Source organism: Pseudomonas abyssi, from assembly GCF_002307495.1.
In the GTDB taxonomy this organism is placed as follows: domain Bacteria; phylum Pseudomonadota; class Gammaproteobacteria; order Pseudomonadales; family Pseudomonadaceae; genus Halopseudomonas; species Halopseudomonas abyssi.
Map to the genome: position 1 here is coordinate 26,936 of NZ_NTMR01000002.1, position 26,216 is coordinate 53,151.

At 62.9% G+C, this 26,216-nt stretch carries 24 protein-coding genes and 1 tRNA gene; 11 read left to right on the forward strand and 14 right to left on the reverse strand.

Translation table 11 applies throughout. The annotated features are described in order from the left end of the window. Positions 1 to 58: 58 nt before the first annotated feature. The 3 genes from pdxH to dinG form a co-directional block, all read right to left on the reverse strand. Positions 59 to 700, reverse strand: coding sequence for a pyridoxamine 5'-phosphate oxidase (pdxH, locus tag CNQ84_RS00260; RefSeq protein WP_096002931.1), 642 nt, complete (start codon positions 698 to 700; stop codon positions 59 to 61). 78 nt (positions 701 to 778) lie between these two features. After that, a complete protein-coding gene (locus CNQ84_RS00265; RefSeq protein WP_096002932.1) occupies positions 779 to 1,951 on the reverse strand; it encodes a serine hydrolase domain-containing protein in 1,173 nt (390 codons plus the stop codon). A gap of 106 nt (positions 1,952 to 2,057) precedes the next feature. Next, entirely contained in the window at positions 2,058 to 4,193 is a 2,136-nt protein-coding gene (dinG, locus tag CNQ84_RS00270; RefSeq protein ID WP_096002933.1) for an ATP-dependent DNA helicase DinG, read from the reverse strand. A 123-nt stretch (positions 4,194 to 4,316) separates the two neighbouring features. Between dinG and CNQ84_RS00275 the strand changes: the two genes are divergently transcribed. Together CNQ84_RS00275 and CNQ84_RS00280 are read left to right on the forward strand one after the other, a co-directional pair. Further along, entirely contained in the window at positions 4,317 to 4,802 is a 486-nt protein-coding gene (locus CNQ84_RS00275; protein WP_096002934.1) for a DUF6231 family protein, read from the forward strand. A 5-nt stretch (positions 4,803 to 4,807) separates the two neighbouring features. Further along, positions 4,808 to 5,287, forward strand: a complete 480-nt coding sequence (locus CNQ84_RS00280) for a YchJ family protein (RefSeq protein WP_096002935.1) — start codon at positions 4,808 to 4,810, stop codon at positions 5,285 to 5,287. 132 nt (positions 5,288 to 5,419) lie between these two features. Here the strand turns inward: CNQ84_RS00280 and CNQ84_RS00285 are convergent, their stop codons facing one another. Then, a complete protein-coding gene (locus tag CNQ84_RS00285) occupies positions 5,420 to 5,974 on the reverse strand; it encodes a hypothetical protein (RefSeq protein WP_096002936.1) in 555 nt (184 codons plus the stop codon). 98 nt (positions 5,975 to 6,072) lie between these two features. Between CNQ84_RS00285 and CNQ84_RS00290 the strand changes: the two genes are divergently transcribed. Further along, complete coding sequence (locus CNQ84_RS00290) at positions 6,073 to 6,543, forward strand: LEA/WHy family protein (protein ID WP_096002937.1); 471 nt, start codon at positions 6,073 to 6,075, stop codon at positions 6,541 to 6,543. 5 nt (positions 6,544 to 6,548) lie between these two features. Further along, positions 6,549 to 6,989, forward strand: a complete 441-nt coding sequence (locus CNQ84_RS00295) for a DUF2489 domain-containing protein (RefSeq protein ID WP_096002938.1) — start codon at positions 6,549 to 6,551, stop codon at positions 6,987 to 6,989. Positions 6,990 to 7,041: 52 nt separating this feature from the next. Here CNQ84_RS00295 and CNQ84_RS00300 read toward each other — a convergent pair whose 3' ends face one another. Further along, entirely contained in the window at positions 7,042 to 7,824 is a 783-nt protein-coding gene (locus CNQ84_RS00300) for an SDR family oxidoreductase (RefSeq protein WP_096002939.1), read from the reverse strand. A gap of 142 nt (positions 7,825 to 7,966) precedes the next feature. Here CNQ84_RS00300 and CNQ84_RS00305 point away from each other — a divergent pair, with 142 nt between their 5' ends. Beyond that, on the forward strand, positions 7,967 to 8,419 hold the full coding sequence (locus CNQ84_RS00305; RefSeq protein WP_096002940.1) for a hypothetical protein: 453 nt from the start codon (positions 7,967 to 7,969) through the stop codon (positions 8,417 to 8,419). Here the strand turns inward: CNQ84_RS00305 and dinB are convergent. From dinB to CNQ84_RS00325, 4 genes are all read right to left on the reverse strand, one after another. Next, positions 8,406 to 9,464: a DNA polymerase IV gene (dinB, locus tag CNQ84_RS00310; RefSeq protein ID WP_096002941.1), complete on the reverse strand. Its 1,059-nt coding sequence runs from the start codon at positions 9,462 to 9,464 to the stop codon at positions 8,406 to 8,408. The two genes, CNQ84_RS00305 and dinB, sit on opposite strands and share 14 nt — an antisense overlap. A 42-nt stretch (positions 9,465 to 9,506) precedes the next feature. Then, on the reverse strand, positions 9,507 to 10,688 hold the full coding sequence (locus tag CNQ84_RS00315; protein ID WP_165771196.1) for a GGDEF domain-containing protein: 1,182 nt from the start codon (positions 10,686 to 10,688) through the stop codon (positions 9,507 to 9,509). Between the two features lie 92 nt (positions 10,689 to 10,780). Next, positions 10,781 to 11,437: a response regulator transcription factor gene (locus CNQ84_RS00320; RefSeq protein ID WP_096002943.1), complete on the reverse strand. Its 657-nt coding sequence runs from the start codon at positions 11,435 to 11,437 to the stop codon at positions 10,781 to 10,783. 8 nt (positions 11,438 to 11,445) lie between these two features. Then, positions 11,446 to 12,882: a sensor histidine kinase gene (locus tag CNQ84_RS00325; RefSeq protein WP_096002944.1), complete on the reverse strand. Its 1,437-nt coding sequence runs from the start codon at positions 12,880 to 12,882 to the stop codon at positions 11,446 to 11,448. Positions 12,883 to 13,054: 172 nt separating this feature from the next. On the opposite strand from CNQ84_RS00325, the gene CNQ84_RS00330 reads away from it, so the two are divergent. The 6 genes from CNQ84_RS00330 to CNQ84_RS00355 all read left to right on the forward strand — a co-directional run bounded on the left by CNQ84_RS00330 (position 13,055) and on the right by CNQ84_RS00355 (position 19,850). Then, entirely contained in the window at positions 13,055 to 14,674 is a 1,620-nt protein-coding gene (locus tag CNQ84_RS00330; RefSeq protein ID WP_096002945.1) for an acyl-CoA synthetase, read from the forward strand. Positions 14,675 to 14,829: 155 nt separating this feature from the next. Then, positions 14,830 to 16,206, forward strand: coding sequence for a solute carrier family 23 protein (locus CNQ84_RS00335; RefSeq protein WP_088275677.1), 1,377 nt, complete (start codon positions 14,830 to 14,832; stop codon positions 16,204 to 16,206). A gap of 26 nt (positions 16,207 to 16,232) precedes the next feature. Further along, a complete protein-coding gene (locus CNQ84_RS00340) occupies positions 16,233 to 17,471 on the forward strand; it encodes an OprD family porin (RefSeq protein ID WP_096002946.1) in 1,239 nt (412 codons plus the stop codon). Positions 17,472 to 17,539: 68 nt separating this feature from the next. Further along, the gene (locus CNQ84_RS00345) at positions 17,540 to 18,409 is read left to right on the forward strand and encodes an MBL fold metallo-hydrolase (protein ID WP_096002947.1); all 870 of its coding nucleotides are present in this window, start codon (positions 17,540 to 17,542) and stop codon (positions 18,407 to 18,409) included. A gap of 77 nt (positions 18,410 to 18,486) precedes the next feature. Beyond that, positions 18,487 to 18,563 (forward strand) — tRNA-Met (locus CNQ84_RS00350). A 228-nt stretch (positions 18,564 to 18,791) separates the two neighbouring features. Then, a complete protein-coding gene (locus CNQ84_RS00355) occupies positions 18,792 to 19,850 on the forward strand; it encodes an enoyl-CoA hydratase/isomerase family protein (RefSeq protein ID WP_096002948.1) in 1,059 nt (352 codons plus the stop codon). Here the strand turns inward: CNQ84_RS00355 and CNQ84_RS00360 are convergent. The 5 genes from CNQ84_RS00360 to ftsB form a co-directional block, all read right to left on the reverse strand. After that, positions 19,841 to 22,945 (reverse strand): error-prone DNA polymerase, encoded by a 3,105-nt coding sequence (locus CNQ84_RS00360; protein ID WP_217350045.1) that lies wholly within the window; start codon positions 22,943 to 22,945, stop codon positions 19,841 to 19,843. The two genes, CNQ84_RS00355 and CNQ84_RS00360, sit on opposite strands and share 10 nt — an antisense overlap. Further along, the gene (locus CNQ84_RS00365; RefSeq protein ID WP_096002950.1) at positions 22,921 to 24,330 is read right to left on the reverse strand and encodes a Y-family DNA polymerase; all 1,410 of its coding nucleotides are present in this window, start codon (positions 24,328 to 24,330) and stop codon (positions 22,921 to 22,923) included. Before CNQ84_RS00365 ends, CNQ84_RS00360 begins: the two co-directional genes overlap by 25 nt. A gap of 7 nt (positions 24,331 to 24,337) precedes the next feature. Beyond that, positions 24,338 to 24,949: a translesion DNA synthesis-associated protein ImuA gene (gene imuA / locus CNQ84_RS00370; RefSeq protein WP_096002951.1), complete on the reverse strand. Its 612-nt coding sequence runs from the start codon at positions 24,947 to 24,949 to the stop codon at positions 24,338 to 24,340. A gap of 280 nt (positions 24,950 to 25,229) precedes the next feature. Beyond that, the gene (gene ispD, locus CNQ84_RS00375) at positions 25,230 to 25,928 is read right to left on the reverse strand and encodes a 2-C-methyl-D-erythritol 4-phosphate cytidylyltransferase (RefSeq protein ID WP_096002952.1); all 699 of its coding nucleotides are present in this window, start codon (positions 25,926 to 25,928) and stop codon (positions 25,230 to 25,232) included. Further along, on the reverse strand, positions 25,925 to 26,197 hold the full coding sequence (gene ftsB, locus CNQ84_RS00380) for a cell division protein FtsB (RefSeq protein WP_083724522.1): 273 nt from the start codon (positions 26,195 to 26,197) through the stop codon (positions 25,925 to 25,927). Before ftsB ends, ispD begins: the two co-directional genes overlap by 4 nt. Between the last annotated feature and the right edge of the window lie 19 nt (positions 26,198 to 26,216).

Below are 26,216 nucleotides of genomic sequence, written 5' to 3' on the forward strand. Positions count from 1 at the left end.
CTTTCAGCGTAAAGCCGAAGCGCGGCAGCAGCAAGCAACGGGACCGAGAATGACCAAATCAGGGCGCCAGCCGTTCCCTCACCCAGTTGCCCTCGACCAGCCGATAGCAAAGCCGGTCATGCAGGCGGCTGGGACGGCCCTGCCAGAACTCGATCAGCGTCGGTACCAGGCGATAACCGCCCCAGTGCGGCGGGCGCGGGGCGGCCGCGTCGGCATATTGCGCTTGCACGGCCTCCAGACGTTGCTCAAGCACTTCGCGGCTGTCGATCACCTGGCTCTGCGGCGAAGCCCAGGCACCCAGGCGGCTGCCTTCGGGGCGGCTGTGGAAGTAGGCATCCGATTCTTCGGCGCTGGCCTGCTCGACCAGCCCTTCGATGCGTACCTGGCGCTCCAGATCGTGCCACCAGAAGGTCATCGCGGCGGCCGGGCTAGTTGCCAGCTGTTGCCCTTTGGCGCTCTGATAATTGGTGAAGAACACAAAACCGCGCTCATCAAAGCCCTTGAGCAGCAGCGTACGCAGATGTGGCTGACCTTGCGCATCGACCGTCGCCAGCATCATGGCGTTGGCTTCGGTGCTTTCCACTTCCACCGCTTGACCAAACCACTCGCCGAACAGGGCAAAGGGCTCGGCGGGCGCCTGGGCTTCAGTCAATCCATCACGGGTGTAGTCACGACGCAGATCGGCAATGCTGGGTTTCATCGATTCGGTTTCCGGCAAGGTAGAGATAGGATCATGCTAGCAGCAGCGCTGCGCTGCACATTGATGCAGCGCAGATTTTCAGTCGATTGCCTTGAGACAGGCATAAACCGCCTGGCTAAGCGCTACCGCCCGCGGGTCCATCAAGACATAGGGCCCCATGGTGTTGGTCACGTAGCCAAAGCCGACCTTCGCGTCCGGATCACAGAAGCCCAGCGAGCCGCCGGCCCCGGGGTGGCCGAACGCGTTCTTGCCCATACCAAAACTGCCACCGGGGCCTGCATGCTCCAGCATCACACCCAAGCCGAAGCGGGTCTGACACAGCAGGGTGTTGTCTTCACCTGCGCTGTGCTCCTGCTGCATCTGCTTGACCAATTCTGCATCGAGCAGACTGACGCCATCGAGCTGACCATCATTGGCCAGCAGCTGCCAGAAGCGCGCCAGGGAGCGCGCGTTACCGGTGCCATTGGCAGACAGAATATCGGCCTGCTGCCACTCGCGGCGGTTGGTGCTGGTCATCATGCTGGACGGGTTACCAAAGGCCTTCGCGGTCATGCTGTCGGGCTGCCCCATGGCTGCGAACAGGCGGCGTGCCCCCTCGTCACCATACTGATTACGCAGGCGTGACACCGAGGCAATGCGTTCCAGATCCGGGTCCGGCACGCCGACAAAGAAATCCATACCCAGCGGCTCGCAGATACTGTCGGCAATCGCCTCGCCGGGGCGCTTGCCGGTCAGGCGACGCAGCGGCTCACCCAGCAGCCAGGCATAGGTAACGGGCGCGTAGCCGTGCTCATCGCCCGGCGTCCACCAGGGCTCCTGCGCAGCCAGTGCGGCGCTCATGGCCTCCCAGTCAAACAGCGCCTCGGGCGGCAGGGTTTTGCTGACAGCAGACAAGCCGGAGCGATGACTCAAGATCTGGCGCAGGGTAACCGCGTCTTTGCCAGCCTGGGCAAACTCAGGCCAGACCGCTGCCAGCGGCGCATCCAGCTCCAATTGACCCGCCGCCACCTGCTGCAGCAGGGCAACCGCGCCCAGCGGCTTGGTACAGGAGAACACGTTGACCAGGGTGTCCTGCTCCCAGACCGCCTGATTGTCCTTGTCGCGCACGCCCTGCCAGAGATCCAGCACGGTCTCGCCGCCGACGGTGACGCACAGCGCCGCGCCGCGAGCCTGTTCGTCCTGCTGCTGCTCGGCAAACAGTTCGCGTACCGACTCGAAGCGCGGATCAAAGTACCCCTGAATAGTGCTCATCATGCAGTCCTTGTTGTCTTGTTTGCAGCCCATTTAACCGAAGCAGGCAAGGCTCGGCAGCCATCATCAGTGCGCCTGTCGACCGATCATCGCCGAGACTGATGGCTCAGTCGATCTCGCGGCGGAACGGCGGCAGCGCATTGAGAATCGCCTTGCCGTAGCGCTGGGTCACCAGCCGGCGATCCAGCACCGTCACCGTGCCGCTATCGCTCTCGGTACGCAGAAGGCGACCGCAGGCCTGAATCAGCCGCAAACTGGCATCCGGCACCGCGATTTCCATAAACGGATTGCCGCCGTTCTTTTCGATCCACTCGGCCAAAGCGGCTTCAACCGGATCGTCCGGCACGGCAAAGGGAATCTTCGCAATCACCACGTGTTCGCAATACTTGCCGGGCAAGTCGACGCCTTCGGCAAAACTCGCCAGCCCGAAGATCACGCTCGGCTGATCATCATCGACCTGCTTGCGGTGCTGACGAATCAGCTCTTGCTTGGACAGATCACCCTGTACCAGCACGCGCTGACGGAAATCCGCCGGCAGCCCGGCATAGACATCGAGCATCTGTCGACGGGAGGAATACAGCACCAGACTGCCACGCTCATCAGCCAGTATGTCCGGCAGGTGTTCAATGATCGCCGCAGTATGACCGGCGCTGTCGCGCGGATCCGCGCCGTAGTTGGGCACGCGCAGCAACCCGGCCTCAGCGTGCTTGAACGGACTCGGCGCCAGCGTGCAGACCGCGCTGCGCGGCAGGCCGGCACGATGGCTAAAGCGATCAAACTTGCCCAGCGCGGTCAGGGTGGCTGAGGTGGCGAGCGCCGCAAAGGCCGGATTCCACAAATACTGACGCAGGGTGTCAGCGGCCAGGATGGGACTGACGTGGACCTCGATATCGCCGTTGTCGGTCAACGTCAGCCAGCGCGCCGTCGGCGGCTTGCCCTCAGGGTCCTGCAGGCAGAACTGGGTCCACAGCGTCCAGTTGGCCTCGGCACGCGCCTGCAGTGCGCCAAACAACGGGTACCACTCCTCGGCCTGGGCTTCGGACACACCGATGGTGGTTTCACCATCCATCGCCTCCTTGAGCATGTCGACAATGCGTTGCAGCTGGTCGCTCAACCGGCCGAAACCTCCCTTGAGTTCCATGCCCATGTCGCAAAGCTCCTGCGGCACCTCGCCGTGCTCAAAGCGGTACTGCGGGCGGATATTGCCGCCCAGATCCTCAGCACTGGCAAAGTCGGCAACATCGCCCAGCGCCTGCTGCATGAACTGCTGATGGGGCTTGAGATCACGGGCAGTCATCGGCGTCTGCTCCAGCACCCGGCCCAGATCGCCCGGCAGCGGGTGCTGGGCCAGCAGCTTGCTGAGGTTCTTGTCGATCTGATCCAGCCAGTCGGCGGTCGCATGCATGCGCGTGTTGTGGGCGAAGTGGCCGATGGCCTTGTCGGGCAGGTGGTGGGCTTCGTCAAACACGTACAGGCTATCGCGAGGGTCGGGCAGAATCGCGCCGCCACCCAGGGCCAGATCGGCCAGCACCAGATCGTGGTTGGTGACGATCACGTCGACCTTCTGTACGCCCTCGCGTGCCTTGTAGAACACGCATTGCTGAAAGTGGCCGCAGCGGCGATTACTGCACTGGATGTGATCGGTGGTCAGGCGCGACCAGTCCTGATCGTCCAGCGCTTCGGGCCAAGAGTCCCGCTCGCCATCCCACTTGTTGCCGCCCAGCGCTTCGACCATGCGGGTATAGAGCTTGAGGCCGGCCTCATCCACATCGATACGAAAGCCGTCGTCGGCAAATATCTGCTGCTGGTCGGCCATGGACTGGTTTTCGCGCAGCAGGTTGTCCAGCTTGGCCAGGCAAACATAACGGCCGCGCCCCTTGGCCAGCGAAAAACCGAACTTGAGGCCGGAGTTGCGCAGGATGTCCGGCAGATCCTTGAGAACGATCTGCTCCTGCAGCGCCACCGTGGCGGTGGAGATAACCAGGGGCTTACCAAGGTGGCGAGCAATGGGAATCGCTGCCAGGCAGTAGGCCACCGTCTTGCCGGTGCCAGTGCCGGCCTCGATGACCGCCACGGCAGGGTCACCGTCACGATGCCCTTCGTCGTCCAGCGCAACGTTGCCGAAGACCTTGGCGACCTCGGCAATCATCACCCGCTGGCCATAACGCGGCTTCAGCGACTTGTTTTCCAGGAAGGTGCGGTAGGCCGTCTGGATCTGGCCTTTGAGTTCATCGTTCAGCATGCGGGCTCCGGATCAGCCGGCGATGATACCATCCAACGCCCCTCAGCTGGACCGCCGGCGCTTGCATCAATACCGACCAGCCCCTAACCTGCTGCGCTCCACCCGATCACAGTGAAGCACACCATGAGCGCCACGCCGACGTCCGCCCTGCTGGGCATTCTGCAGCACTACAGCCCCGCCAGCGTGCTCTGCGTCAGCCGCAGCGAGATTCCGGCCATAGCGGTCTGGCGAGAGCAACACACCGACTGTCAGATCAGCAGCACCGCCGAGGTGCCGCTGAGCGATAAGCTGCGCAACCAGCGGTACGATCTGGCGATCGTCGCCGACCAGCTGGAACACCTGGACAAGCGCACTGCCACCGAGCTGCTGGCCGGGCTGCGTAACCTGTCGGCCAGCCGCATCGCGGTATTGGTGGATAGCGAGCGTGCCAGCGAGTGGCAGGAGAACGACTTCTTTGCCCTGGCCCTGCAGCGCCGCGCGCGCTTCAGCCAGGATGGCCAGAGCCTGACCCTCTACAGCTATGACCTGGCCGAGTACAAGAGCGTGCCCGACTGGCTCAATTCCAAGTACTGGGCCAACCCCGAGATGTTTGACAAGTACTGGTGGTAAAGCGCATGCCTCCTGCCATCAGCCCTGACGACCTCTGCCCCTGCGGCAGCGGCGACCACTACAGTGCCTGCTGTCAGCCCCTGCACCAAGGCAGCGCAGCGCCCAGTGCCGAGCGCTTGATGCGCTCACGCTATTGCGCCTACACGCTGGGGCTAATCGACTATCTGGTTGCCACCACGGTGCCTGCGCAGCAATCGCAGTTGGCGATCGCTGCCATGCGTCAATGGAGTGAACAAAGCCGCTGGCTGGGGCTGACGGTCGAAAGCGCTGAGCACTTGCCGGGCGCCAGCAACGCCCAAGTGACCTTTGTCGCCCGCTGGCAAGACCCGGACGGCAGCGCCCAGAGTCACCGAGAATGTTCGGATTTCAGGCTGATTGCCGGGCGCTGGTACTTTCTGGACCCCAATCACCCGTTCAAGGCTGGGCGCAACGAATCTTGCCCCTGCGGCTCAGGACGCAAGTTCAAGCAGTGTTGTGCCAAGTAAGGAAGCACCGCTGGCCCCACATCGCGCCTTGCACCCGCGCGCTTGAGCACGCGCAGAGAGCGTGTGGCGTTGCTCAGTACTTCCTTGAGATAAGCAGCTGCGCCAGCGACCTGATCACCGGCGCTGCGCTGCTCAGTCGTCGCTGAGCTTGAGGTGGTCGGTGTTGGGCACCTGTTCTGGCACGTCCTTTTTCATCTCACCCATGTCGCTGCCGGGCGGTGCCAGACTCAACGCGGACAGGTCGATGGGCAACGGGGTGTGCTCATCGTAGTCGTCCTGCATATCCGCCCCCAGGGGCGCAATATCAAAATCGGGCGCCTCGACGTCGCTGAAGGCAGCCATAAACTCGTCGCGTGGCACCACGCGGCGGCTGGCCGCCGGAGGCTCAGCCGCTGGAGTGGGCTGCGCTGCGGCGGCTGGCGGCTCCGACGCTGCGGGCGACGGGTCAGCCTCCGACTCGTCCATCGGCACGATGCTGCATTGCGCCCCGGCACGCTCGAGCGCAATCCGGTACTTTTCTGCCGCCACCTGATCCAGTCCCTGCTTGATCACGATACGACGACCGGAAAACAGCGATTCCAGCTGACTGCCAGACACCTGAAACAGCTTGCCAACGTTGGCCCGCACCTGGTCCGGTGCTGCGCCGGGTTGCACCTGGCCTTGAAAAACCACCTCGAAACGGGTCATCTTGTCACTCCCTGAGCATCAATCAGGGTTAGTATGGGCGTAGCCAGGCTGCACGACAACTCCACACACAAGGCAGCCGGCACAGGAGAGGGGACGCGATGAGCGTGCGGGTGCTGGGGGTAATGACGCTGCTGTACTGCGCGCTATTGCAAGGCTGCGCGGTATTCAGTCCGTCCTATACCAAGCCGGACGTCAGTCTGGCGAATGTCGAGATGCTCAAATCCAATCTCTGGGAGCAGTCCTTTCGTCTCAAGCTGCGGGTCGACAACCCCAATGACCGGGTGCTGCCGATTCGCGGCATGCAATACCAGGTCTTCCTGAACGACATGAAGCTGGCCACCGGGGTCAGCGACAACCGCTTTGACGTCCCGCCCTACGGCTCCTCCTACTTCGAGCTGGAAGTGCGTTCCAACCTCTGGCGCCACCTGGCCGACCTGATCAAGCTGGTGGATAAACAGCAGCCAGTCGACTACCGTATCGACGGCCATATCCGCACCGGTCTATGGCTGGCTCCGAGCATCAACCTGAAAGAAGAAGGGACACTTGATCCCGCGCAACTGAGTTTCTGATTTCCATGCAAATCCAATATTGGCTGCTGCTGGCAGGCGGCCTGATTATCCTGCTGCTGGGCGCCTACGCCTGGATTCTGTGGCGCCGCGTCTGGCGCCAGCAAGCCGAGCGCGTGAACGCCCTGCACGCGCGCAACGACCGCCTGGGTGACGATATTCGCATCATCGCCCAGAGCCTGCTGGACAAGCAGGTATCGATGATTGAGGGGGCGATTCGGCTGAAGGTGCTGCTGGACAATTACGAGGGTCCGCGCAACGCCGCCCTCGATGTCACGATTCTGGAGTTTATCTACGACCAGACTGCGCACATCCCCACGCATCAGGGCTGGAAGGATTTGAGCCGCGCAGAGCGCAAGCTGCACCTGCGGCTGATGGAAACCCTGGAACGGGACCATCGCGATGAAGTGGAAGCCGCGGCTCGCGCACTGAGCAACGGGCTCGGCTGAAACAGCCTGACAAGGCCGTCGCATGCGTGGTGCGACGACCCTGCTACCGCGATCAGACGACCGAGTTACCGCCGTCGACGGCCATGGCCTGACCGGTGACGTGGCGGGACATTTCGGTCGCAAAAAAGACCGCCGCGCCCTTGATGTCCTCATCACCACCGATACGACCCAGCGGGGTGCCTTCCTTGATCATCTCACTGACCTTGTCCAGCCCCTTGGCCAGCTTGGTCGGGAAGTAGCCCGGGCAAATCGCGTTGACGTTGATGTTGTAGCGGCCCCACTCGCCAGCCAGTGCGCGAGTCAGGTTGATCGCCGCCGCCTTGGAGGTGTTGTAGGCAGAGGTGAATACGCCGGAGTTGGCACGGTTGCCCTTGAAGCCGGCAATGGAGGCAATGTTGATGATCTTGCCGGACTTGCGCGGAATCATGAAGCGGCGCGCCACTTCCTGAGCCACCAGGAAGCAGACATCCACGTTCAGGGTCATGACTTTCTGCCAGCCTTCGTAGCTGTGTTCTTCTGCCGGCTGCCCCCAGGTAGTGCCCGCATTGTTGACCAGCACGTCAACGGTGCCGAAGGCCGCTTCACAGGCGTCTACCAGGGTCTTGACCGGGTTGCTGTCCAGTTTGCCCAGATCACAGGCGATACCGGCGGCTTCGACGCCCTGGCTTTTCAGTTCAGCGACGACGGCTTCAATCTCGGCAGCATTACGCGCACTGATGAACACCTTGGCACCCAGTTCGCCGAACGCTTCTGCCATCTGCAGACCCAGACCTTTGGTACCACCGGTGATCAGGGCGACCTTGCCGCTCAGATCGAACATTTGCTTGACGCTCATGTGAACTCCTCGTTGTGAATACGTAAAAGACCGCGCCATGATAATCACTGCCCCGTCCCGGACCGACCATCAGTGATGCGGGTGATATGCCGCTACACTCCGGTGTTATCATGCGCGCCCCACCGACCAGCGAGCCCCTACCATGGCAGAACACGATTTTCGCCGCACGGCACTGAATCCGTCACACACCCTGATTGAATGTCGCACCCTGAGCGCCGGGCTGTTTCAGGTCACCGGTCAGGGCGGCGGCGTGCAGCCCGGCGACCAGCTGATCTGCACGGTCAAGGGTAGTCGCGATCTGCCCATGCGCCTGGTGGTCGACAAGATTCGCTATCTGATCAACCCGCCGGGCCAGTGGACCGCGTCGGCGCGCGGGCCGGACCTGCGCGGCCAAAGCGTGCTGGGCTGGTCCATTACCTGTGATGAATGCGGCCGCGAGCAGCCCTTCGAGTTTCTCGCCGCCGACCGTGACGATCTGAATGCCCGCACCACCAAAGCTGTTGCGCGCATCAGCGAACTGGGTTGGCAACCACGGGGCGACAATCACCTGTGCCCGGCCTGCGCCAGGTCGGCCGCTGCACTCAAAACAGACTGAGCTGCTCACCCAGCTGCGACAAGCCGCTGTCCAGCCGCACCCCCACGCCGATCAGCCGCACGGGGCAATTGCCACGGGCAAAGGCCTGGGCACATAGCTCGGTATAGCCGGCTGGCGTAATCGGTGCGCCCGCCTGCTCAAGCGTGGTCTGGGTGAAGTCGTGAAACTTGAGTTTGATAAACGGCTTGCTGACCCGGTAACTGCCCTCCAGCCGGCCAATACGCTCGGCCAGCTTGTCCAGCAACGGCGGCAACGCCGCCAGGCAGGCGTCCAGATCGGGCAGATCATGCTCGTAGGTGTTCTCGACACTGACCGACTGACGACGGCTTTCGACCACCACCGGGCGCTCGTCAATTCCCCGCGCCAGTTCCCACAAGCGCTCACCGAAACTGCCGAACTCGCGGGCCAGATCCTGCTTGCGCCACGGCAGCAGCTCGCTGCACACGTCTACTCCCAAGCGCTGCAGCCGCTCGGCGGTCTTGCGCCCAACGCCATGCAGTCGCGCCACCGGCAGATCACGCAGAAAATCCTCGACCTGATCCGGCAGCACCACCTTGAGGCCATCGGGCTTGTTCCAGTCACTGGCAATCTTGGCAATAAATTTGTTGGGCGCGACCCCGGCCGACACGGTAATACCCTGGGTATCGCGCACCCGCTGGCGAATCTCCCTGGCCATCAACGTGGCACTGCCCCGGCAGGCCTGGGAGTCGGTGACGTCCAGATAAGCCTCGTCCAGCGACAGTGGCTGAATCAGCGGCGTGTAATCGGCAAAGATGGCCTGAATGGCCTGGGATACCTCGCGGTAGACCGACATGCGGCCCGGCACGATCAGCAGTTCCGGACACAGCTTCTTGGCGTAGGCCGAGGCCATCGCCGACCGCACGCCGTAGGCACGCGCTTCGTAGTTGCAGGTGGCGATCACACCGCGCTTGCCCGGATCGCCGCCGACCGCCAGCGGACGGCCGCGCAGGCGCGGGTCGTCGCGCATTTCTATCGCAGCGTAGAAGCAATCGCAGTCAACGTGAATAATCTTGCGCACGGACAACCCGAACCGGCGAGCGGAAAGTAAGGCGGCCAGTGTAACCGATCAGGCGGTCATTACCCGATTGCGGCCTGCGCCCTTACCTTCATACAGGGCGCGGTCCGCGCGCTTGAGGATATCCTCCAGCTCGGCATCCCCTTCCTGCACCTCGGTCACCCCGAACGTCGCACTGACCCGCAGCAACTGCCCATTTACCGGCACCGGCGTGGCGGCCAGGTCCTCGCGCAGGCGATTGAGTACCGCCACCGCCTGCTCCAGGCAGGTATCAGGCAGCACCAACACAAACTCCTCCCCACCAAAGCGCCCCACCACATCAGAGTGACGCAGCGAGCAACTGAGCTGCTGTGCCACATGGCGCAACACCGCATCGCCCACATCATGGCCATGCTCGTCGTTGATGCGCTTGAAATGGTCCAGATCCATGATGCACAGACTCATCTGCTGGTGCAGTCGGTTACAGCGTTCCCGCTCGCGCTGGAACAGCATTTCGTACTGCCGCCGATTGAACAGCCCGGTCAAAGGGTCGGTGGTGGCCTGGCGCTTAAGCTCCACCTCCAGCGCTTCACGTCGCCGCACCTCACTCTGCAGATCGCTGTTTACCGTCATCACTTGCATCAGCAGCGCGTAGTGCTGTCGCTGTGCAACCTGCCAACGCAGCGCGGTGAAAAAACCCACCACGGTTGGCAGCATGAGCATGAAGGTCAAACCAACCAGGGTCTCGATGCCAAAGCCATTAATCGCAACGCAAAACAGCATTCCGGCAATGATGAACCCGGCAGCCAGCAACGACAGGTACACCCTGTTGGGGATATACATGAAGAGCGCCAGCAAGGACACAGCAACCACCCCGATAACCCAGGTGACTATGTCGTGGCGAAGGAAATACAACAGAAAGAAAAGAACGCTGCCAAAAATCTCAACGGCGGTTACGGCATAACCTGCCGTTGCCAGCGCCGGTTTTCGACGTATCTGAAAGTAAAAGAACACCAGAATCAGGCCGGTCGCCAGACGCCAGCCAAACAACACCTGAAACTCCGCAGTCCACCCCAACGCGGGATAGTCCAGTGCCCCAAACAACACCACCAGCAGCGCCCAGACCAACACTGCTCGCCGCAAAGCCCGAGCCATCAGCGGCTCGCTGTGAGCACGAAACGCGCGCTCGGTGGCGGCGTCGACAAATTCGCCGCGCCAGGCACTGATCAGATACTGAGAAGCGTGATTATGCACCCGAGAGACCCCTCTTATTGCTCTGCTTCCGGCAAGATACCGGCAGCGCAACCTCATCCAGCGATGTCATTGTGACGTCATTTTTACAACTGTCACGCACCCGGCGACACCGCCTGCAAAACCTGCAAATTGAACGGGTCTATTCTGCCTACACCAATCAACATGCCCACCAACGCCGGTAGGCTGTCGGCTTCCATTCGCTTCATCACGCGGGAGCGGTACAGATCGACCGTTTTGACACTGACCCCCAGTTGCTCGGCGATCTCCCGATTGCTGAATCCCTGCACCAACGGTAGCACGATATCCTGCTCGCGCGGCGTGAGGCGCGCCAGGCGCGCTTCGACCTCCAACGCTTGCGGCGGTGCCAGTGTTGGCCGCTGACTCAGCGCACGTTGCACGCTGTCCAGCAGCAACTGCTCGTTATAGGGTTTTTCGATAAAGTCGACGGCGCCGCCACGGAACGCACGCACCACGATTGGCACGTCGGCATGGGCGCTGACAAAAATCACCGGCAGACCAATATCACGCTCGCGCATGGCATCCTGCACCGCCAGACCGCCCATTCCGGGCATGCGCACATCCAACAGCACACAGGCCGCAGCGGCGGGGTCGCAGGCATCAAGAAATGCCTGACCGTTAGTAAATGGCAGCGCCTTAAGGCCCATCGATTCGAACAGCCAGACGGTCGAGTCCAGCATGCCCTGATCGTCGTCTACCACATAAACCAGTTGTTGTACGTGTTCTGGCATTGCAGCCCCTAGTTGGAAACGGCCGGTAGCAGGCAACGCAGGCACAGGCCACCGGACTCGGCAGGCAGCGCATCGAGGCTGCCGCCAAAGCCCTCTACGATACCCTGACTCATGGACAGCCCCAAGCCCAGACCGTCTGCCTTGCTGGTGTAGAACGGTACAAACAACTGGGCACGCGCCTCGGCACTGACCCCTGCCCCCTGATCGATCACGTCGATACAAATCTGTCCGTCCTGCGCGACGATGCGCAGCTGCACCTGCGAGGCGTGTTCCGGATGACGCTCTCGGTTGGCGTCAATAGCGTTGCGCAGCAGATTCAGCAGCACCTGCTGCAGCAGAATCGGGTCGACCTGCAGCCTGGGTAACCCAGCATCAGCGTACTCAATGATCTGTACCTGATGCTGCGATGCCTCCCAGGCGCACAAACCAACCGCTTCATGCGCCAATGCCGAGGCGTCCACCAGCTGCAGCCGCCGCGCACCCTTACGCAGAAACCCGCGCAGACGGCGAATGACCGAGGCGGCGTGCTCGGCCTGCTCGCTGATCCGCGCCAGACCGTGCTCGACCCGCTCAGCTTCAGGTTCACTGCTACCCAATTGGGTCAGATAGCGCTGACTGGCGCCAGCGTAATTCAGGATCGCCGCCAGCGGCTGATTCAGCTCATGGGCAATGCCGGAGGCCAGCTCGCCCAACGTAGCCAGGCGCGCGGCGTGGGCCAGTTCGTCCTGCAGGCGACGGTTATGCTCCTCACTTTGCAGGCGCTCGGTAATGTCACGCGAGACGCTGATCACCTCGACCACCTCGCCGGTATAGGTCTCACGTATCGCCCGGCTGGCGGTCTCGAACCAACGATACTCACCGCTGGCGTGACGGATGCGGTAGCTGTAGGTCAGATAGCCGTCTTGTTCCAGCGCACTGCGAAAGCGGGTTTGCAGTGCTTCACGCTCTTGCGGGTGGAACAAGCTATCGAGCTGCTCGCCCCGCAGCTGCTCGGGCCACACACCTAACATGTTCCAGGACGCAGGAGACGCATCAATAAAGCGGCCATCCGGGCGGTGGCGCGAAATCAGGTCGGTGGTGTTCTCAATGATCAGGTGATACAGCCGACGCGCCACTGTCGCGTCCTGCTGGTGCTGCAACCAGCGTGTGGCATCGCGCCCGCGCACCCAGACCTGCGCCGTCTCCACCAGCGGGATATAGCTCCACAGCAAATGGCGCTCGCCACAGCGATTGTGCACATCTTCAATGGCTCGGCGCTGCTGGGCAGCCGCTGCCACCAGTTCGGCATGGTTGTGCGGCAGCCAGGCGGCCAGTCCTTGGGCATCCGAAGCCAGCGCCAGCAGGGCGCGATTGCGAAACATCGGCTGCCCGCTGGCATCGACCAACATCATGGGCAAGGGGTCGGACTGCAGCAACCCGTGCAGCGTAGGCAGTAGATCACTCATCTTTCACCATATAGTAATTACACCATAATACCTTGGTACATATTCCATATTTAATAAAAACAATATATAAAATACCCCGACCAGAATACGCCGGCCTTGCCTGGACCGGCCAGCACCATCTTCAGCACCGGCGTTTCACGGTGCCAGTCATAACTACAAGAAGGTATTCGTCATGAGCATCTATCAGGAAGGCCTTGCACCGGCCGCCGTCAATCACATGGCCCTTTCGCCGCTGTCGTTCATCGAACGCACCGCTGCGGTCTACCCGAACTACCCCGCCGTCATCCATGGCAGCCTGCGTCGCAACTGGCAAGAAACCTACCAACGCTGCCGCCGCCTGGCTTCTGCGCTATATGGTCGGGGCATTCGTCAGGGCGATACCGTTGCCGCGATGTTGCCCAATATCCCCGCCATGCTGGAATGCCACTTTGGTGTACCCATGATCGGCGCCGTGCTCAACACCCTGAACGTGCGTCTGGACGCCGAAGCCATCGCCTTTATGCTCGATCACGGTGAAGCCCGCGTGCTGATCACCGACCGTGAGTTCCACGAGGTCATCCGTCAGGCGCTGGAGCTGATCAAGCGCCCTATTCTGGTCATCGATGTCGACGATCCCGAGTACGGCGAAGGCGAAGCCCTGAGCGATCTGGACTACGAAGCCTTCCTCGCCGAAGGTGACCCTGAATTCGACTGGCACTGGCCCGAAGACGAGTGGCAGGCCATTACCCTGAACTACACCTCCGGCACCACCGGCAACCCCAAGGGCGTGGTCTACCACCACCGTGGCGCTTACCTGAACGCCATTGGCAACCAGATGACCTGGGGTATCGGCATGCACCCGGTCTACCTGTGGACCCTGCCGATGTTCCACTGCAACGGCTGGTGCTACCCCTGGACCATTACCGCGATGGCCGGCGTACACGTCTTCCTGCGCCGGGTCGACCCGCAGAAGATCCTGCACCTGATCCACGAACACCGCGTCACCCACCTGTGCGGCGCCCCCATTGTGCTGAACGCCCTGGCCAGCATGCCGGATTCGGCCAAGGCCGCCATCGATCACCCGGTCAAGGCCATGGTTGCCGGTGCCGCGCCGCCGGCCAAGGTCATCGGCGCAGTCGAGAACATGGGTATCCAGATCACCCACACCTACGGCCTGACCGAGGTCTATGGCCCGGTGACGGTTTGTGCCTGGCACAGTGAATGGGATGAGCTGACGCTGGAAGAGCGTGCCGAACTCAAGTCCCATCAGGGCGTGCGCTACACCACGCTCGAAGGCGTCATGGTAGCCAACCCGGACACCCTCAAGCCGGTACCCAAGGATGGCAAGACCATTGGCGAGATCTTCATGCGCGGCAACACCGTGATGAAGGGCTACCTGAAAAACCCGGAAGCGACTGCCGAGGCCTTTGCCGGCGGCTGGTTCCACACCGGCGACCTTGCCGTCTGCCACCCCAACGGCTACGTGCAGATCAAGGATCGTTTGAAGGACATCATCATCTCCGGTGGCGAGAACATCTCCACCATCGAAGTTGAAGACACCCTCTACAAGCACCCTGCCGTCATGGAAGCAGCCGTGGTTGCTCGGCCGGACGAGAAGTGGGGCGAAACGCCCTGCGCCTTCATCACCCGACGCCGCGATCACGATGTCAGCCACGAGGACATCATCGCCTTCTGCCGCCAGCACCTGGCCGGCTTCAAGGTGCCGAAGACGGTGATCTTCACCGAATTGCCGAAAACCTCGACCGGCAAGATCCAGAAGTTCGTGCTGAGGGACTGGGCCAAGGCGCTCTGATCATCAGTACAACCCCGGGTTAACCGTTTGATCACGACCACCTCCGCGCCCTGGGCGCGGGGGTGGCTGGTGAACGCACGGTCCGCCCACCCACAAAAAAGCCGTTTCACAACAACAACAAGCAGCCCGGTTTTACCCGGCTGGCGGAGCTACTCATGCAAATCTTCAAGCGCGCCGATGGCGCTGAACAACCGTTCTGGGCCTGCGGCCCGTTCAAGATTCGACTGCCGTTCGTGCACTACCGGTGGGAAACCGCCGAGATGCTGCAGGCGCTGATCATGTTTGTGGTCAGCCTCGGCATGATTCCCCTGCTGGAAAAATACCTCGGTCTGCCCTACGACGTGGCTCTGGCCTACGTGGTGGTCTGCGGTGTCGGTTTCATGCTGCCGGCCCTGCTCGGCGTGCCCATGGTGCCGGGCTGGATTACCCCGGCCATTCCGGTCGTACTACTGTTTCTCGGTGACTTCGAGCCGGGCCCGCAGGCCATTCAGGCCCTGTTTGCCCTGCAACTGCTGGTCTGCCTGATCTTCTTCGTGCTCGGCATTACCCGTCTGGGCAGCGCCATGGTGCGCATCGTGCCCAACTCGATGAAGGGCGGCATCATCATCGGCGCCGGTATCGCTGCGCTGATGGGTGAGATTTCCGCTGGCGGGCGCCTGGCCAACACCCCGATCTCGCTGACTCTGGGTACCCTGATCTGCCTGTATCTGATGTTTTCTGCATCGTTCAAGGGTCTGACCGACCGCCTGCCGCTGATGCGCAAGATCGTCAACTACGGCATGGTGCCGGGCATGCTGATCGCCATCGTGGTCGGCATCGGCGTTGGCGAATACAAGATGCCCGACGTGCGCTGGGGCATCACCGCACCGGCCTTCGGCGAAATGTGGAACTACCTGCCGTTCACCGTCGGCATCCCCGACGCCAAGGTCTTCATGCTGGCGGTACCGACTGCCGTGATTGCCTACATCATCGCCTTCGGCGACATCATCGTCGGCCAATCGCTGATGCAGCGTGCCGATGAGCTGCGCCCCGACGAAGTGATCGAGAACAACGTCGACCGCGTGCATCTGGTCACCGCCATCCGCAACGCGCTGCACGCCTTCTTTGCCCCCTACCCCGGACTGGCCGGCCCGATCTGGACCGCCGTCGCCGCCACCATGGCCGAGCGCTACAAGTACGGCCGCAAGGCAATGGATTCGATCTACAGCGGCGCAGGCACCTTCTGGATCACCGGCTTTATCGCCCTGTTCATGCTGCCACTGGTGAGCTTCTTCCAGCCAGTGCTGCCGATTGCGCTGTCGCTGACGCTGGTGCTGACCGGTTACATCTGCCTGATGGTCGGTTTCGAACAGCTGAGCAACAACGCCGAGCGCGGCGTCGCCGGCACCATGGGTGTGGTACTGGCCGTCTACGGCGCAGGCTGGGGCCTCGCCACCGGCGCGGTGCTGTATCTGCTGATTGAACGCACCCACCTCTTGAGCTTCCGCAGCGCCCATCCGGATCAGAAAACCGACGCCGAAACCGCTGACTGACCAATAAAAACAAGAGACATCAAACAATGAAAAAGACCCAAACCTTTATGCTGACCGCCCTTGCCGCCCTGATGGCAGCTCCGGCCAGCGCTGCCTTTGTCGATGACGCCCAGAGCCGCATCGAGCTGCGCAATTTCTACTTCAACCGCGACTTTCGCCAGAGCGACGCGGCCCAGAGCAAGGCCGATGAATGGGCCCAAGGCGTGCGCGCCTATTGGCAGTCCGGTTACACCGAAGGCCGTCTGGGCTTCGGTTTGGACGCCATCGGCCTGCTGGGCATCAAGCTGGACTCCAGCCCGGATCGCACCGGTACTGGCATTCTCAAGCGCGATACCAGTGAAAACCGCGCGATGGACGAATACAGTGAACTGGGGCTCACCGCCAGGCTAAAGCTGGATGAGCACGTTCTGCGCCTCGGCACCCTGATCCCGACCCTGCCGGTCGCCATGCATAACGACAGCCGCCTCCTGCCGCAGAGCTTTCGCGGCGGCTGGCTGCAGGCTCAGGGCAGCGACAGTCTGCAACTGGAGCTGGGCCGCTTCGACGCGATCAACCTGCGTGACTCCTCCAATTACCAACGCATGAGCCCGGTACAGGGCGGCGCCCGCAACGTGGTGGTCAGCGGCCGCCCCGACAGCGATGCCTTCGACTTTGCCGGCGCCACCTGGGCTATCAGCGACGCGACCAAGCTCAGCTACCACTACGGCGAGCTGCAATCGATCTATCGCCAGCACTACCTGGTGTTCAACCACAGCCAGCCGCTGGGCAACGGCACACTGGCGCTGAACCTGCGTTATGCCGACAGCAGCGACGCCGGGCGCAGCAACATCGACAACCGCATGAGCAGCGCGACCCTGTCATGGCAGGCGGGCATGCACAAGTTCACCAGCAGCTACCAGCAGATGGAAGGTCACACCGGTTTCGCCTACCTGAGTGGCACCGACCCCTTCCTTACGCACCTGGTGCAGATCAACGACTTCGCCAACCGTGATGAACGCAGCTGGCAGCTGCGCCACGACCTCAGCTTTGCCAATCTGGGCCTGCCGGGCCTCAAGCTGATGAATCGCTACACCCATGGCAGCAATATCGAAGTCGCGAATAGTCGTCACAACGAGTGGGAACGCAACAGCGATGTGATGTATACCGTGCAGAGCGGCCCGCTGCAGAACCTGTCCCTGCACTGGCGCAATGCGACCTACCGCAGCACCTTCGGCAGCGACATCGACGAGAACCGCGTGATCATCGGCTACACCTTCAGCCTTTGATTCTTTTCAAGAAAGGCGGCCACTGCGCCGCCTTCTTACATAAACACCCCACACAGGAGCGACCAGCCATGCGCACAATCACCACGCTGGAAGGCAACAGCCAACGCCTGGATGGCGGCGCCATGTTCGGCAACGCGCCCAAGGCCCTCTGGTCCCGCTGGGTCGACGCCGACGACCAGAATCGGATCGCGCTAAGCTGCCGGGCCATGCTGGTGCAGGAAGACGACCGCAACATTCTGGTTGAAACCGGCATCGGCGCCTTTTTTGCGCCCAACCTGAAATCCCGCTACGGGGTGGTTGAAGACCGCCACGTACTGCTCGATAGCCTGGCTGATATCGGCCTGACCGACGCCGATATCGACGTGGTAGTGCTCACCCACCTGCACTTCGACCATGCCGGCGGACTGCTCAGCGCCTGGCAGGAAGGCCAGCCGGCGCAGTTGCTGTTCCCCAACGCCACCTTTGTCACCGGCCTGCGCCACTGGCAACGGGCACGTCGCCCGCACCCGCGCGATCAGGCCTCGTTCATTCCGGAGCTATTGACGCTGCTGGAAGACAGCGGCCGACTGGAGCTGGTTGACGATGGCAAACAGTCGAAAACCCTCGGCCCGGACTGGCGCCTGCGCTTCAGCGATGGCCACACCCCCGGCCTGATGATTCCGATCATCGACATGCCCGACGGCCCGGTCGTGTTCCCGGGCGATCTGATTCCCGGCGCACCCTGGGTGCACCTGCCGATCACCATGGGCTACGACCGTTTCCCTGAAACCCTGATCGAGGAGAAAGAGGCCTTGCTCGACAGCCTGATCGCGGTCAACGGGCGGCTGGTTTTTACTCACGATCCGGACGTTGCCGTGGCCTGCGTCAGCCGTGATGCCGATAGCGGACGTTACAGCGTCAGCAACCCGCAGCCGCGGGTGAAGGGTCTTGCAAACTGATTCAGTGGAAATAAAAAAATCTTTTTCCATCAATTGCTTGACAGCCATCCGTGAATCCGTAGAATGGCGACCTCTGACGCGGGGTGGAGCAGTCTGGTAGCTCGTCGGGCTCATAACCCGAAGGTCGTAGGTTCAAATCCTGCCCCCGCAACCAGGTTCAAAACCGCTGATTGGTTAACGCCGATCAGCGGTTTTTTTATTGCCTGACATTCATGCTTTCAAGCCCTGCCCTGCACGCATTTTTCTCCCCCTCCCTCTCCCCTATACTGCGACACCATATCTCATCGCACGACTGCGGTTACTTCGTCGTGTGATCCGCCTCAGTCGCCCGGTCAACCATCGACAATAGTCCCGCGCGGCCGCCACCTGAAAGGAGATCCGCATGCCGGACACACCTGCGCCGCTGGTGCTGATCGAACGCCGGGGCCGCATTGGCCAGCTCACTCTCAACCGCCCTGCCGGGCTGAACGCGCTGAATCTGCACATGGTGCGCATGCTGCACCAGCAGCTGGAAGCCTGGGAGCGCGACCCACAGGTCGAGGCCGTGGTGCTGCGCGGCGCAGGTGAACGCGCCTTCTGTGCCGGCGGCGACATTCGTCACATGTACGACAGCTATCTGGCCGGCCGCAGCCACGAGCCGGAAACCTTCTTCAGCGAAGAATATGATCTGGACGCTTACATCCACGCCTATCACAAACCGATTCTGGCGCTGATGGATGGCTTTGTCCTGGGCGGAGGTATGGGGCTGGCACAGGGTGCGAGCATCCGCCTGCTAACCGAGCGCTCACGGCTCGGTATGCCGGAAACCGGCATTGGCTACTTCCCTGATGTCGGCGGCAGCTATTTTCTGTCCCGCCTGCCGGGTCAACTCGGCATGTACCTGGGCATCACCGGCAACCACATTGGCAGCAGCGACGCGCTGTATGCCGGTCTTGGCGATCTGTGCATCAACAGCGACAGGCTCGGCGAGCTGGACAGCCTGATCGACAGCTTCAACCCGGCCGACGGCAGCCTGCGCGATCAGGTCTCCGCACTGGCCGACTGCACCCTGCCCGCCGCCGTGCTGGAGGCGCTGCAACCGGCCATCGATCTGCACTTTGCCCAGCCCGACATCGCCGCAATCCGCGCGTCACTAGCCAACGAACAGCGCCCCGAGTACCGCGACTGGGCCCAGCGCACCATCGAGATCATCGCCAACCGTTCGCCGCTGGCCATGGCCGTCACCCAGGCTATGCTGTTGCGCGGTCGCTCACTGCCACTGGCGGACTGCTTTGCCATGGAACTGCACATCGGTCGCCAGTGGTTCGAGAAAGGCAACATCATGGAAGGCGTGCGCGCGCTGATCGTCGACAAGGACAAGCAGCCGCGCTGGCAGCCAGCGCATATCGACCAGCTTGATCCGGCGCAGGTCGAAGCCTTCTTCGACGGCTTTCAGCGGTAATCCCGGCTGCGAACATCCAGCTTGTGTAATAGCCCGGTCAGGTCGTGCAGCTGCCGGGCGATCACATGACGCACCCCGTCGCGCGCCTCAAACTGCCCGCGCACTTCCAGCAGGCGCGAGCCACGCAGCACCGAGCGCTGCCGCTCGGCCAGATCGCTCCAGACGATCACGTTGATCATGCCGAACTCGTCTTCCAGGGTGACAAAGGTCACCCCGGTGGCCGTCTGCGGACGCTGGCGACCGACCACCAGCCCGGCCACCCGTACCGGCTGGTCTGGCGACATTGCCAACAGCTCCCGAGAACTGCGGCAACCCAGCTCGCGCAGCTGATCACGCAACAGTCCCAGCGGATGCGGGCCCATGCTGGTACCGAGACTGGCGTAATCGGCTTCCATATCTTCCACCACCGAGGGTTGCGGAATCAGCGCCGGACTCTCGGCCTGATCGTGCTGCGCCTGGAGCAGCGGCAACTGCGGCTCGACGCCAGCCACTGCCCAGCGTGCCCGAAAACGGTTGCCTGCCAACCCGCGCAGCGCTCCGGCGTCAGCCAGCTGGGCGCGGGCACGGCTACCCAAGCCGCCACGCTGGGCCAGATCAGCGACATCGGCAAAGTCCTGCTGGGCGCGCGCCCGCAGTAGCCGCTCGGCATCGTCCCGACTCAGGCCTTTCACCTGCCGCAGGCCAAGGCGAATGGCCGGTTGCGCCCCCTCCTGCTCGACCGCTTCCAGCGAACAGTCCCAGTCACTGCAGCGCACATCCACCGGCCGGATTTCGATCTGGTGGCGGCGGGCGTCCTGCAGCAACTGGTCCGGACTGTAAAACCCCATCGGCCAGCTGTTGATCAACGCACAGGTGAAGGCTGCCGGCTCATGACACTTCAGCCAGCTGCTGGCGTAACTCAGCAACGCGAAACTGGCGGCGTGGGACTCGGGAAAGCCGTAGCTGCCAAAGCCCTTGATCTGCTCGAAGATGCGCTCGGAAAAGGCCTGACTGTAGCCGCGCGCCAGCATGCCCTCGGTCAACCGTTGCCGGTGGTGCTCCAACCCGCCGTGGCGCTTCCAGGCAGCCATTGAGCGGCGCAGTTCATCCGCCTCGCCCGGTGTGTAGCCAGCAGCAACAATCGCCAACTCCATCACCTGCTCCTGAAACAACGGCACGCCCAGGGTGCGCTCGAACACCTTGCGCAATTCCGGTGAGGGATAGTCGACCGCTTCTTCTTTATTACGGCGCCGCAGGAAGGGATGCACCATGTCGCCCTGAATCGGCCCGGGCCGCACAATCGACACCTGGATCACCAGATCGTAGAAACAGCGCGGGCGCAGCCGCGGCAGCATCGCCATCTGCGCCCGCGACTCAATCTGAAACACGCCAACGGTATCGGCACGGCTGATCATTTCGTAGGTCGGCAAATCATCCTGCGGAATAGTTGCCAGCGTCAGATCCCGGCCACGGTGGCGCCGCAACAGGTCGAAGGTGCGACGCAGCGCGCTGAGCATGCCCAGCGCCAGCACGTCGACCTTGAGCATGCCGACCGCGTCCAGATCGTCCTTATCCCACTGGATCACCGTGCGCTCGGCCATGCTGGCGTTCTCCACCGGCACCAGGGTGTCGAGTGGCGCATCCGACATGACAAAACCGCCCGGATGCTGCGACAGGTGCCGGGGAAAGCCGATCAGCTCACCCGCCAGCGTCAGCACCCGATGCAGCCAGGGATTGTTCACGTCAAACCCGGCCTCGGCCAGCCGCTCGGCGCTGGGCAGTTGCTTGCTCCAGCGACTGCAGCAGCGCCCAAGCTGATCGATCTGCTCCTGCGGCAGACCCAGCGCCCGTGCCACATCGCGTACCGCGCCCGCCGACAGGTAACGGGTAACCACCGCAGTCAGCGCGGCGCGCTCACGCCCGTAACGGCGAAAGATGTACTGGATGACCTCTTCGCGCCGCTCGTGCTCAAAATCCACGTCGATATCCGGCGGCTCATCGCGCTCGCGGGAGATAAAGCGCTCGAACAGCAGGTTGCTGCGGCCTGGGTCCAGCTCGGTGATCCCCAGCGCAAAACATACCGCCGAATTGGCCGCCGAGCCGCGCCCCTGACAGAGAATGTGCTGGCCGCGAGCGAAAGCGACGATATCTTGCACGGTCAGAAAGTAACTGTCGTAGGCCTTCTCGGCAATCAGCGCCAGCTCGTGCTCCAGCTGCGTACGCACCTTGTCGCTGAGCCCGTTCGGCCAGCGCCAGGCCGCACCTCGCCAGGTCAGCTCACACAACCAACTGGACGGGGTATGCCCCTCCGGTACCAGCTCCCGCGGATACTGGTAACGCAGCTCGCCCATGTCGAACCGGCAGCGCGCGGCGATGCGGCGGCTTTCGGCCAGCAGCGCCGCTGGGTAGATCGCCGCCAGCGCCGACAGACTGCGCAGATGGCGTTCGCCATTGGCAAACAGCCGGCTGCCCGCCTCCATCACCGTGCAGTGATGACGCAGTGCGGTCAGGGTATCCTGCAGCGCGCGCCGCCCACGCACATGCATGTGTACGTCACCGCTGGCGACACAGGGCAGACCGAGCCGGGCGGCCAGACCCTGCAGTTGATCCAGCTTGCGCGCATCGTCCGGCCCACGGTGCAGCTCGACTGCCAGCCACAGACGCCCCGGCAGCAGCGGCTGCAGCTGCCGGCCGTGCTCCTCATCCTGACCGTGGCGCGGCAGCCACAGGCCCAGCAAGCCATCCAGCGCGTCAGTCAGGTCCTCAAGCCGCAAACAGTATTCACCCTTTCCGGCACGACGGCGGGCCAGGGTCAGCAGCCGGCACAGGCTCTGATAGCCGGTCAGGTTCTCGACCAGCAACACCAGTTTGGGGCCGTTCTCCAGCTGAATCTCGCTGCCAACAATCAGTTTCAAACCGGACTCCTGCGCCGCCTGCCAGGCACGCACAATGCCAGCCAGGCTGGCCTCATCGGTAATCGCCAGGGCGTCATAGCCGTGCTGCCGGGCACGAGCAAACAACTCCTGCGCACTGGACGCCCCGCGCTGAAAGCTGAAATTGGACAGGCAATGCAGTTCCGCGTAGCCCACGCTCATGCAAACCACCCGTGCACCCAGAGCGGGCCGGGGCGTCCGGCGGCATGAAAGGCCCAGGCCCGGCGTCCGTCGCGGGTTTCGATCAGGTAGTAGTCACGCCGCACGTCCTCGCCATCCCACCAACCGGATTCGATCCGCTCCGGTCCGGCCAGCACCCGCGGAAACAGGTCATTGAGCAACTCCGGCTCGGCCAGCAGCCAGCCCGGCCGCGGCCCGGGCGGTCGCGCAGCTGCGTCGCCCCGCTCCTGCGCCAGCCAGCTGCGCTCGGGCCGGTGCTCATCCACCGCGGCCAGCGGCTGAACGACCTTGTCGCCCAGGCGTGAGCGCAGCCGTTCACAGACCTGCAGCCAGCTCTGCGACTGCTGCGGCCGATTACTGAACAGCTCTGCTGCGGCCGGTACAAAGCGCGGCAGATCTTCGGCGAGCAGGGTCAACGCCTGTACCGGCGCGGCCAGTTCGATACGCTCCAGCCGCCCCCGCGCCAACTCGAACAGCCGCTCGGGGTCACGCTCGGCCCCCAGCAAGCCGACCGGCAGCTCGCTGGCGGGCTGGCGGCGGTGCTCCAGCAGCAGCACAAAGCGCTGCACGCCACAGTCCCGCCCGGCCAGAAAGGTCGCCAGGTCACCAATCAAACGCCGTAACGGGAACAACAGCGAGGTGGTCGACTCGACGTCAAAGTTGAATTCGATGCGCTGACGAAACCGATCCGGCGGCTGATAACAACTCAGCGCCAGCGGATGATGCCCCTGCAACTGATCAAGGTGTGCCAGCAACTGCGGCGGGAAGCGTTTGGCTAGGCCGTCACGGGGTAATTCCAGCACCTGCTGCAGGCGACGCAGGCCCATACGCTGCAGGCTCTCCACCAGCTCGCCCGGCAGGCCGCTGCGCGCCACCGGCAGACGCTGCAGCTCGGTCTGCAGCGCCTGCTCATCCACCGCCAGCCCGTCCGCCACGTTGGTCAGCACCCGGGCCGCCAGCGGGTTGGGCGCCAGCACCAGCCGATGCTGAAAGCCCAGCGCCTGCAGCTCGGCGCGCAGTCGCTGCTCAAGTTCAGGCCAGGGACCGAACAAACGCAAACTGGAGGCCACCTCCAGCAACAGGGTGCGGGGGAAATCCAGACTCACATGACCACTGAAGCCGTACGCCCAGCTGGCCAGAAACTGCTGCCAATGCTCGATCTGTGCCGGGTCATGTTCGACCGTGTCAAAGTACTCCAGCAGCGTCCGCGCCTGGGTCAGGCTCTGCCCTGAGCGTAACCCCTGCGCGCGTGCCGACTCATTGACCGCCTGCAGCACACGCCGTTGCGGCGGTCCGCTGAGCAGCGCCAAGGGCACAGTCGGATCATCGCGGCTACGCAGCACCGCATCCAGTGCCAGTTGGGGAAAGAGAATGCAAAGCCAGCGCATGGCGGCCTCAGAGGGAAATGCAGACAGGCCGCGCGGGTGCCACCCCACCCCGGCACTTGAGCACCCGCCACTGCCTCGGCTGTCGCTCCTGCAGCAGCCGCAGGGCGGCCGGCGACGGGTTGTCGGCAGCACGCCGGTCGCGCAGCACAAAAGCCAGCGTCTGGCCGTTGTCAGCCGCTACCTGCAGACGCCGCAGGGCGCGGTCATCCGCCTGCTCCGGCCAGCACAGCACGGCACCACAGCTGCCCGAACGCAGGCACTGCTCCGCCGCCCAGAGCCGCTCGGCACCCCTGACCTGCAGTAGCGTCACCTGGGCCAACACCACGCCTGCCGCCTGCCAAGCGGGCGCAAAGGGAATCGCCGGCGCACCTACCAGCACCACCCGCTCTCCCGCCTGCGTCAAGCGCGCCAGCAGCGGCCACAATAACTGCAGCTCGCCACTGCCGGGTTGCCCCAGCAAAATCTCGTTCAGCGCAGCCAGCTGCCAGCCACCAGCGGGCAGCAATGCGTCCAACGCCGCATGCCCGGTCGGCTGCTCGGCCACCGGCTCACTCTGCTGGCGCCCGCGCCAGACACGCCGCGTCTCAAGCAACCGATCAAGTGCAACCACCGCGCCCATGAAAACCTCAGCAAAATACTGTATATGAGTACAGCATATTTATTCGCATGGTATCGGTCAATTGCAAACAGACGGGCACGACCAACGGCGTTTAAGATGACTGCAAACACGGCGCTCGGGGTGGCATGCGCGCGGTATTATCTATTGCGGGCGCGACATGTCGCGCCCCTACGAGGGGGCCCAGCGCAGGTTCCAGAAATTGGCGTAGGGGCACAGCATGCTGTGCCCGAAAGACATCGATACCACGCAAGGAAGCCAGCTCAAACGCTAGAAAGAAAGATCAACAGTCGCGCTGCCGCAACCACTCCAGATCCTCAGGACGAGTAATCTTCAGATTATCGGCCCGCCCCTCAACCAACAACGGCGCTAGCCCCGCCCACTCCATGGCCGAGGCTTCATCGGTAATCAGCGCACCCGCTGCCAGCGCATCAGTCAGCGCCTGCTGCAGTGGCCCAAGGCGAAACATCTGCGGGGTATAGGCCTGCCAGAACTGGCTGCGATCCGGGGTGGCGGTAACCCGGCCATCCGGGCCAATCTGCTTGAGGGTGTCGCGCACCGGCACCGCCAGCAAGCCGCCGACCGGATCACTCCCCAGCGCACTCAGCAGCTTGTGCAGGTCACCATCGGTGAGATTGGGGCGAGCCGCATCGTGCACCAGCACCCAATCGTCATCGGCCGCGCCCAGCTCCCGCAGCGCAATAAGGCCATTGAGCACCGAGTCGGCACGCTCGCGCCCGCCGACTGCGCGGGTGATACGCGCATCCTCGGCACAGGGTAGCGTCGGCCACCAGCCATCATCAGCAGACAGGGAAACCACCAACCCGCGCAATCCCGGTTGATCCAGGAAGCAGGCCAGTGTGTGTTCGATCAGGGTACGTTGACCCCAGAGGAGGTACTGCTTCGGGCGGTCTGCCTGCATGCGCGCGCCGACGCCGGCGGCGGGCAGAACGACCCAGAAATCAGGTGTAGCGGCGCTCATGGCTCGCTCAATTGAAACAGGGTCTCACCCTCTTTGACCATGCCCAGCTCACGGCGGGCACGCTCTTCAACGGTCTCAAGCCCCTGCTTGAGTTCGATGACTTCAGCGGTCAGCACACGGTTGCGCTCCAGCAGCTGCTCGTTCTCGCGCGCTTGCGCGGCAATCTGCTGCTTGAGTTGTGATACATGGGCAAGACTGCCCTCACCAACCCAGAGCCGGTACTGCAGGGCTGCCAACAATGACAGCGTAATCAGCCAGAGCCATTTCAAGCTGAATGCTCCCGTCGAG

Excerpts from the sequence above, each read along its gene's own strand:
- CNQ84_RS00345 (WP_096002947.1), top strand. The coding sequence starts at position 17,540 with ATGCGCACAATCACCACGCTGGAAGGCAACAGCCAACGCCTGGATGGC.
- CNQ84_RS00305 (WP_096002940.1), top strand. The coding sequence starts at position 7,967 with ATGGCAGAACACGATTTTCGCCGCACGGCACTGAATCCGTCACACACC.
- imuA (WP_096002951.1), bottom strand. The coding sequence starts at position 24,949 with ATGGGCGCGGTGGTTGCACTTGATCGGTTGCTTGAGACGCGGCGTGTC.
- CNQ84_RS00265 (WP_096002932.1), bottom strand. The coding sequence starts at position 1,951 with ATGAGCACTATTCAGGGGTACTTTGATCCGCGCTTCGAGTCGGTACGC.
- CNQ84_RS00285 (WP_096002936.1), bottom strand. The coding sequence starts at position 5,974 with ATGACCCGTTTCGAGGTGGTTTTTCAAGGCCAGGTGCAACCCGGCGCA.
- CNQ84_RS00330 (WP_096002945.1), top strand. The coding sequence starts at position 13,055 with ATGAGCATCTATCAGGAAGGCCTTGCACCGGCCGCCGTCAATCACATG.
- CNQ84_RS00365 (WP_096002950.1), bottom strand. The coding sequence starts at position 24,330 with ATGCGCTGGCTTTGCATTCTCTTTCCCCAACTGGCACTGGATGCGGTG.
- CNQ84_RS00280 (WP_096002935.1), top strand. The coding sequence starts at position 4,808 with ATGCCTCCTGCCATCAGCCCTGACGACCTCTGCCCCTGCGGCAGCGGC.
- CNQ84_RS00300 (WP_096002939.1), bottom strand. The coding sequence starts at position 7,824 with ATGAGCGTCAAGCAAATGTTCGATCTGAGCGGCAAGGTCGCCCTGATC.
- CNQ84_RS00325 (WP_096002944.1), bottom strand. The coding sequence starts at position 12,882 with ATGAGTGATCTACTGCCTACGCTGCACGGGTTGCTGCAGTCCGACCCC.
- CNQ84_RS00290 (WP_096002937.1), top strand. The coding sequence starts at position 6,073 with ATGAGCGTGCGGGTGCTGGGGGTAATGACGCTGCTGTACTGCGCGCTA.
- CNQ84_RS00340 (WP_096002946.1), top strand. The coding sequence starts at position 16,233 with ATGAAAAAGACCCAAACCTTTATGCTGACCGCCCTTGCCGCCCTGATG.
- CNQ84_RS00275 (WP_096002934.1), top strand. The coding sequence starts at position 4,317 with ATGAGCGCCACGCCGACGTCCGCCCTGCTGGGCATTCTGCAGCACTAC.
- CNQ84_RS00320 (WP_096002943.1), bottom strand. The coding sequence starts at position 11,437 with ATGCCAGAACACGTACAACAACTGGTTTATGTGGTAGACGACGATCAG.
- CNQ84_RS00335 (WP_088275677.1), top strand. The coding sequence starts at position 14,830 with ATGCAAATCTTCAAGCGCGCCGATGGCGCTGAACAACCGTTCTGGGCC.
- CNQ84_RS00355 (WP_096002948.1), top strand. The coding sequence starts at position 18,792 with ATGCCGGACACACCTGCGCCGCTGGTGCTGATCGAACGCCGGGGCCGC.
- pdxH (WP_096002931.1), bottom strand. The coding sequence starts at position 700 with ATGAAACCCAGCATTGCCGATCTGCGTCGTGACTACACCCGTGATGGA.
- ispD (WP_096002952.1), bottom strand. The coding sequence starts at position 25,928 with ATGAGCGCCGCTACACCTGATTTCTGGGTCGTTCTGCCCGCCGCCGGC.
- dinG (WP_096002933.1), bottom strand. The coding sequence starts at position 4,193 with ATGCTGAACGATGAACTCAAAGGCCAGATCCAGACGGCCTACCGCACC.
- CNQ84_RS00295 (WP_096002938.1), top strand. The coding sequence starts at position 6,549 with ATGCAAATCCAATATTGGCTGCTGCTGGCAGGCGGCCTGATTATCCTG.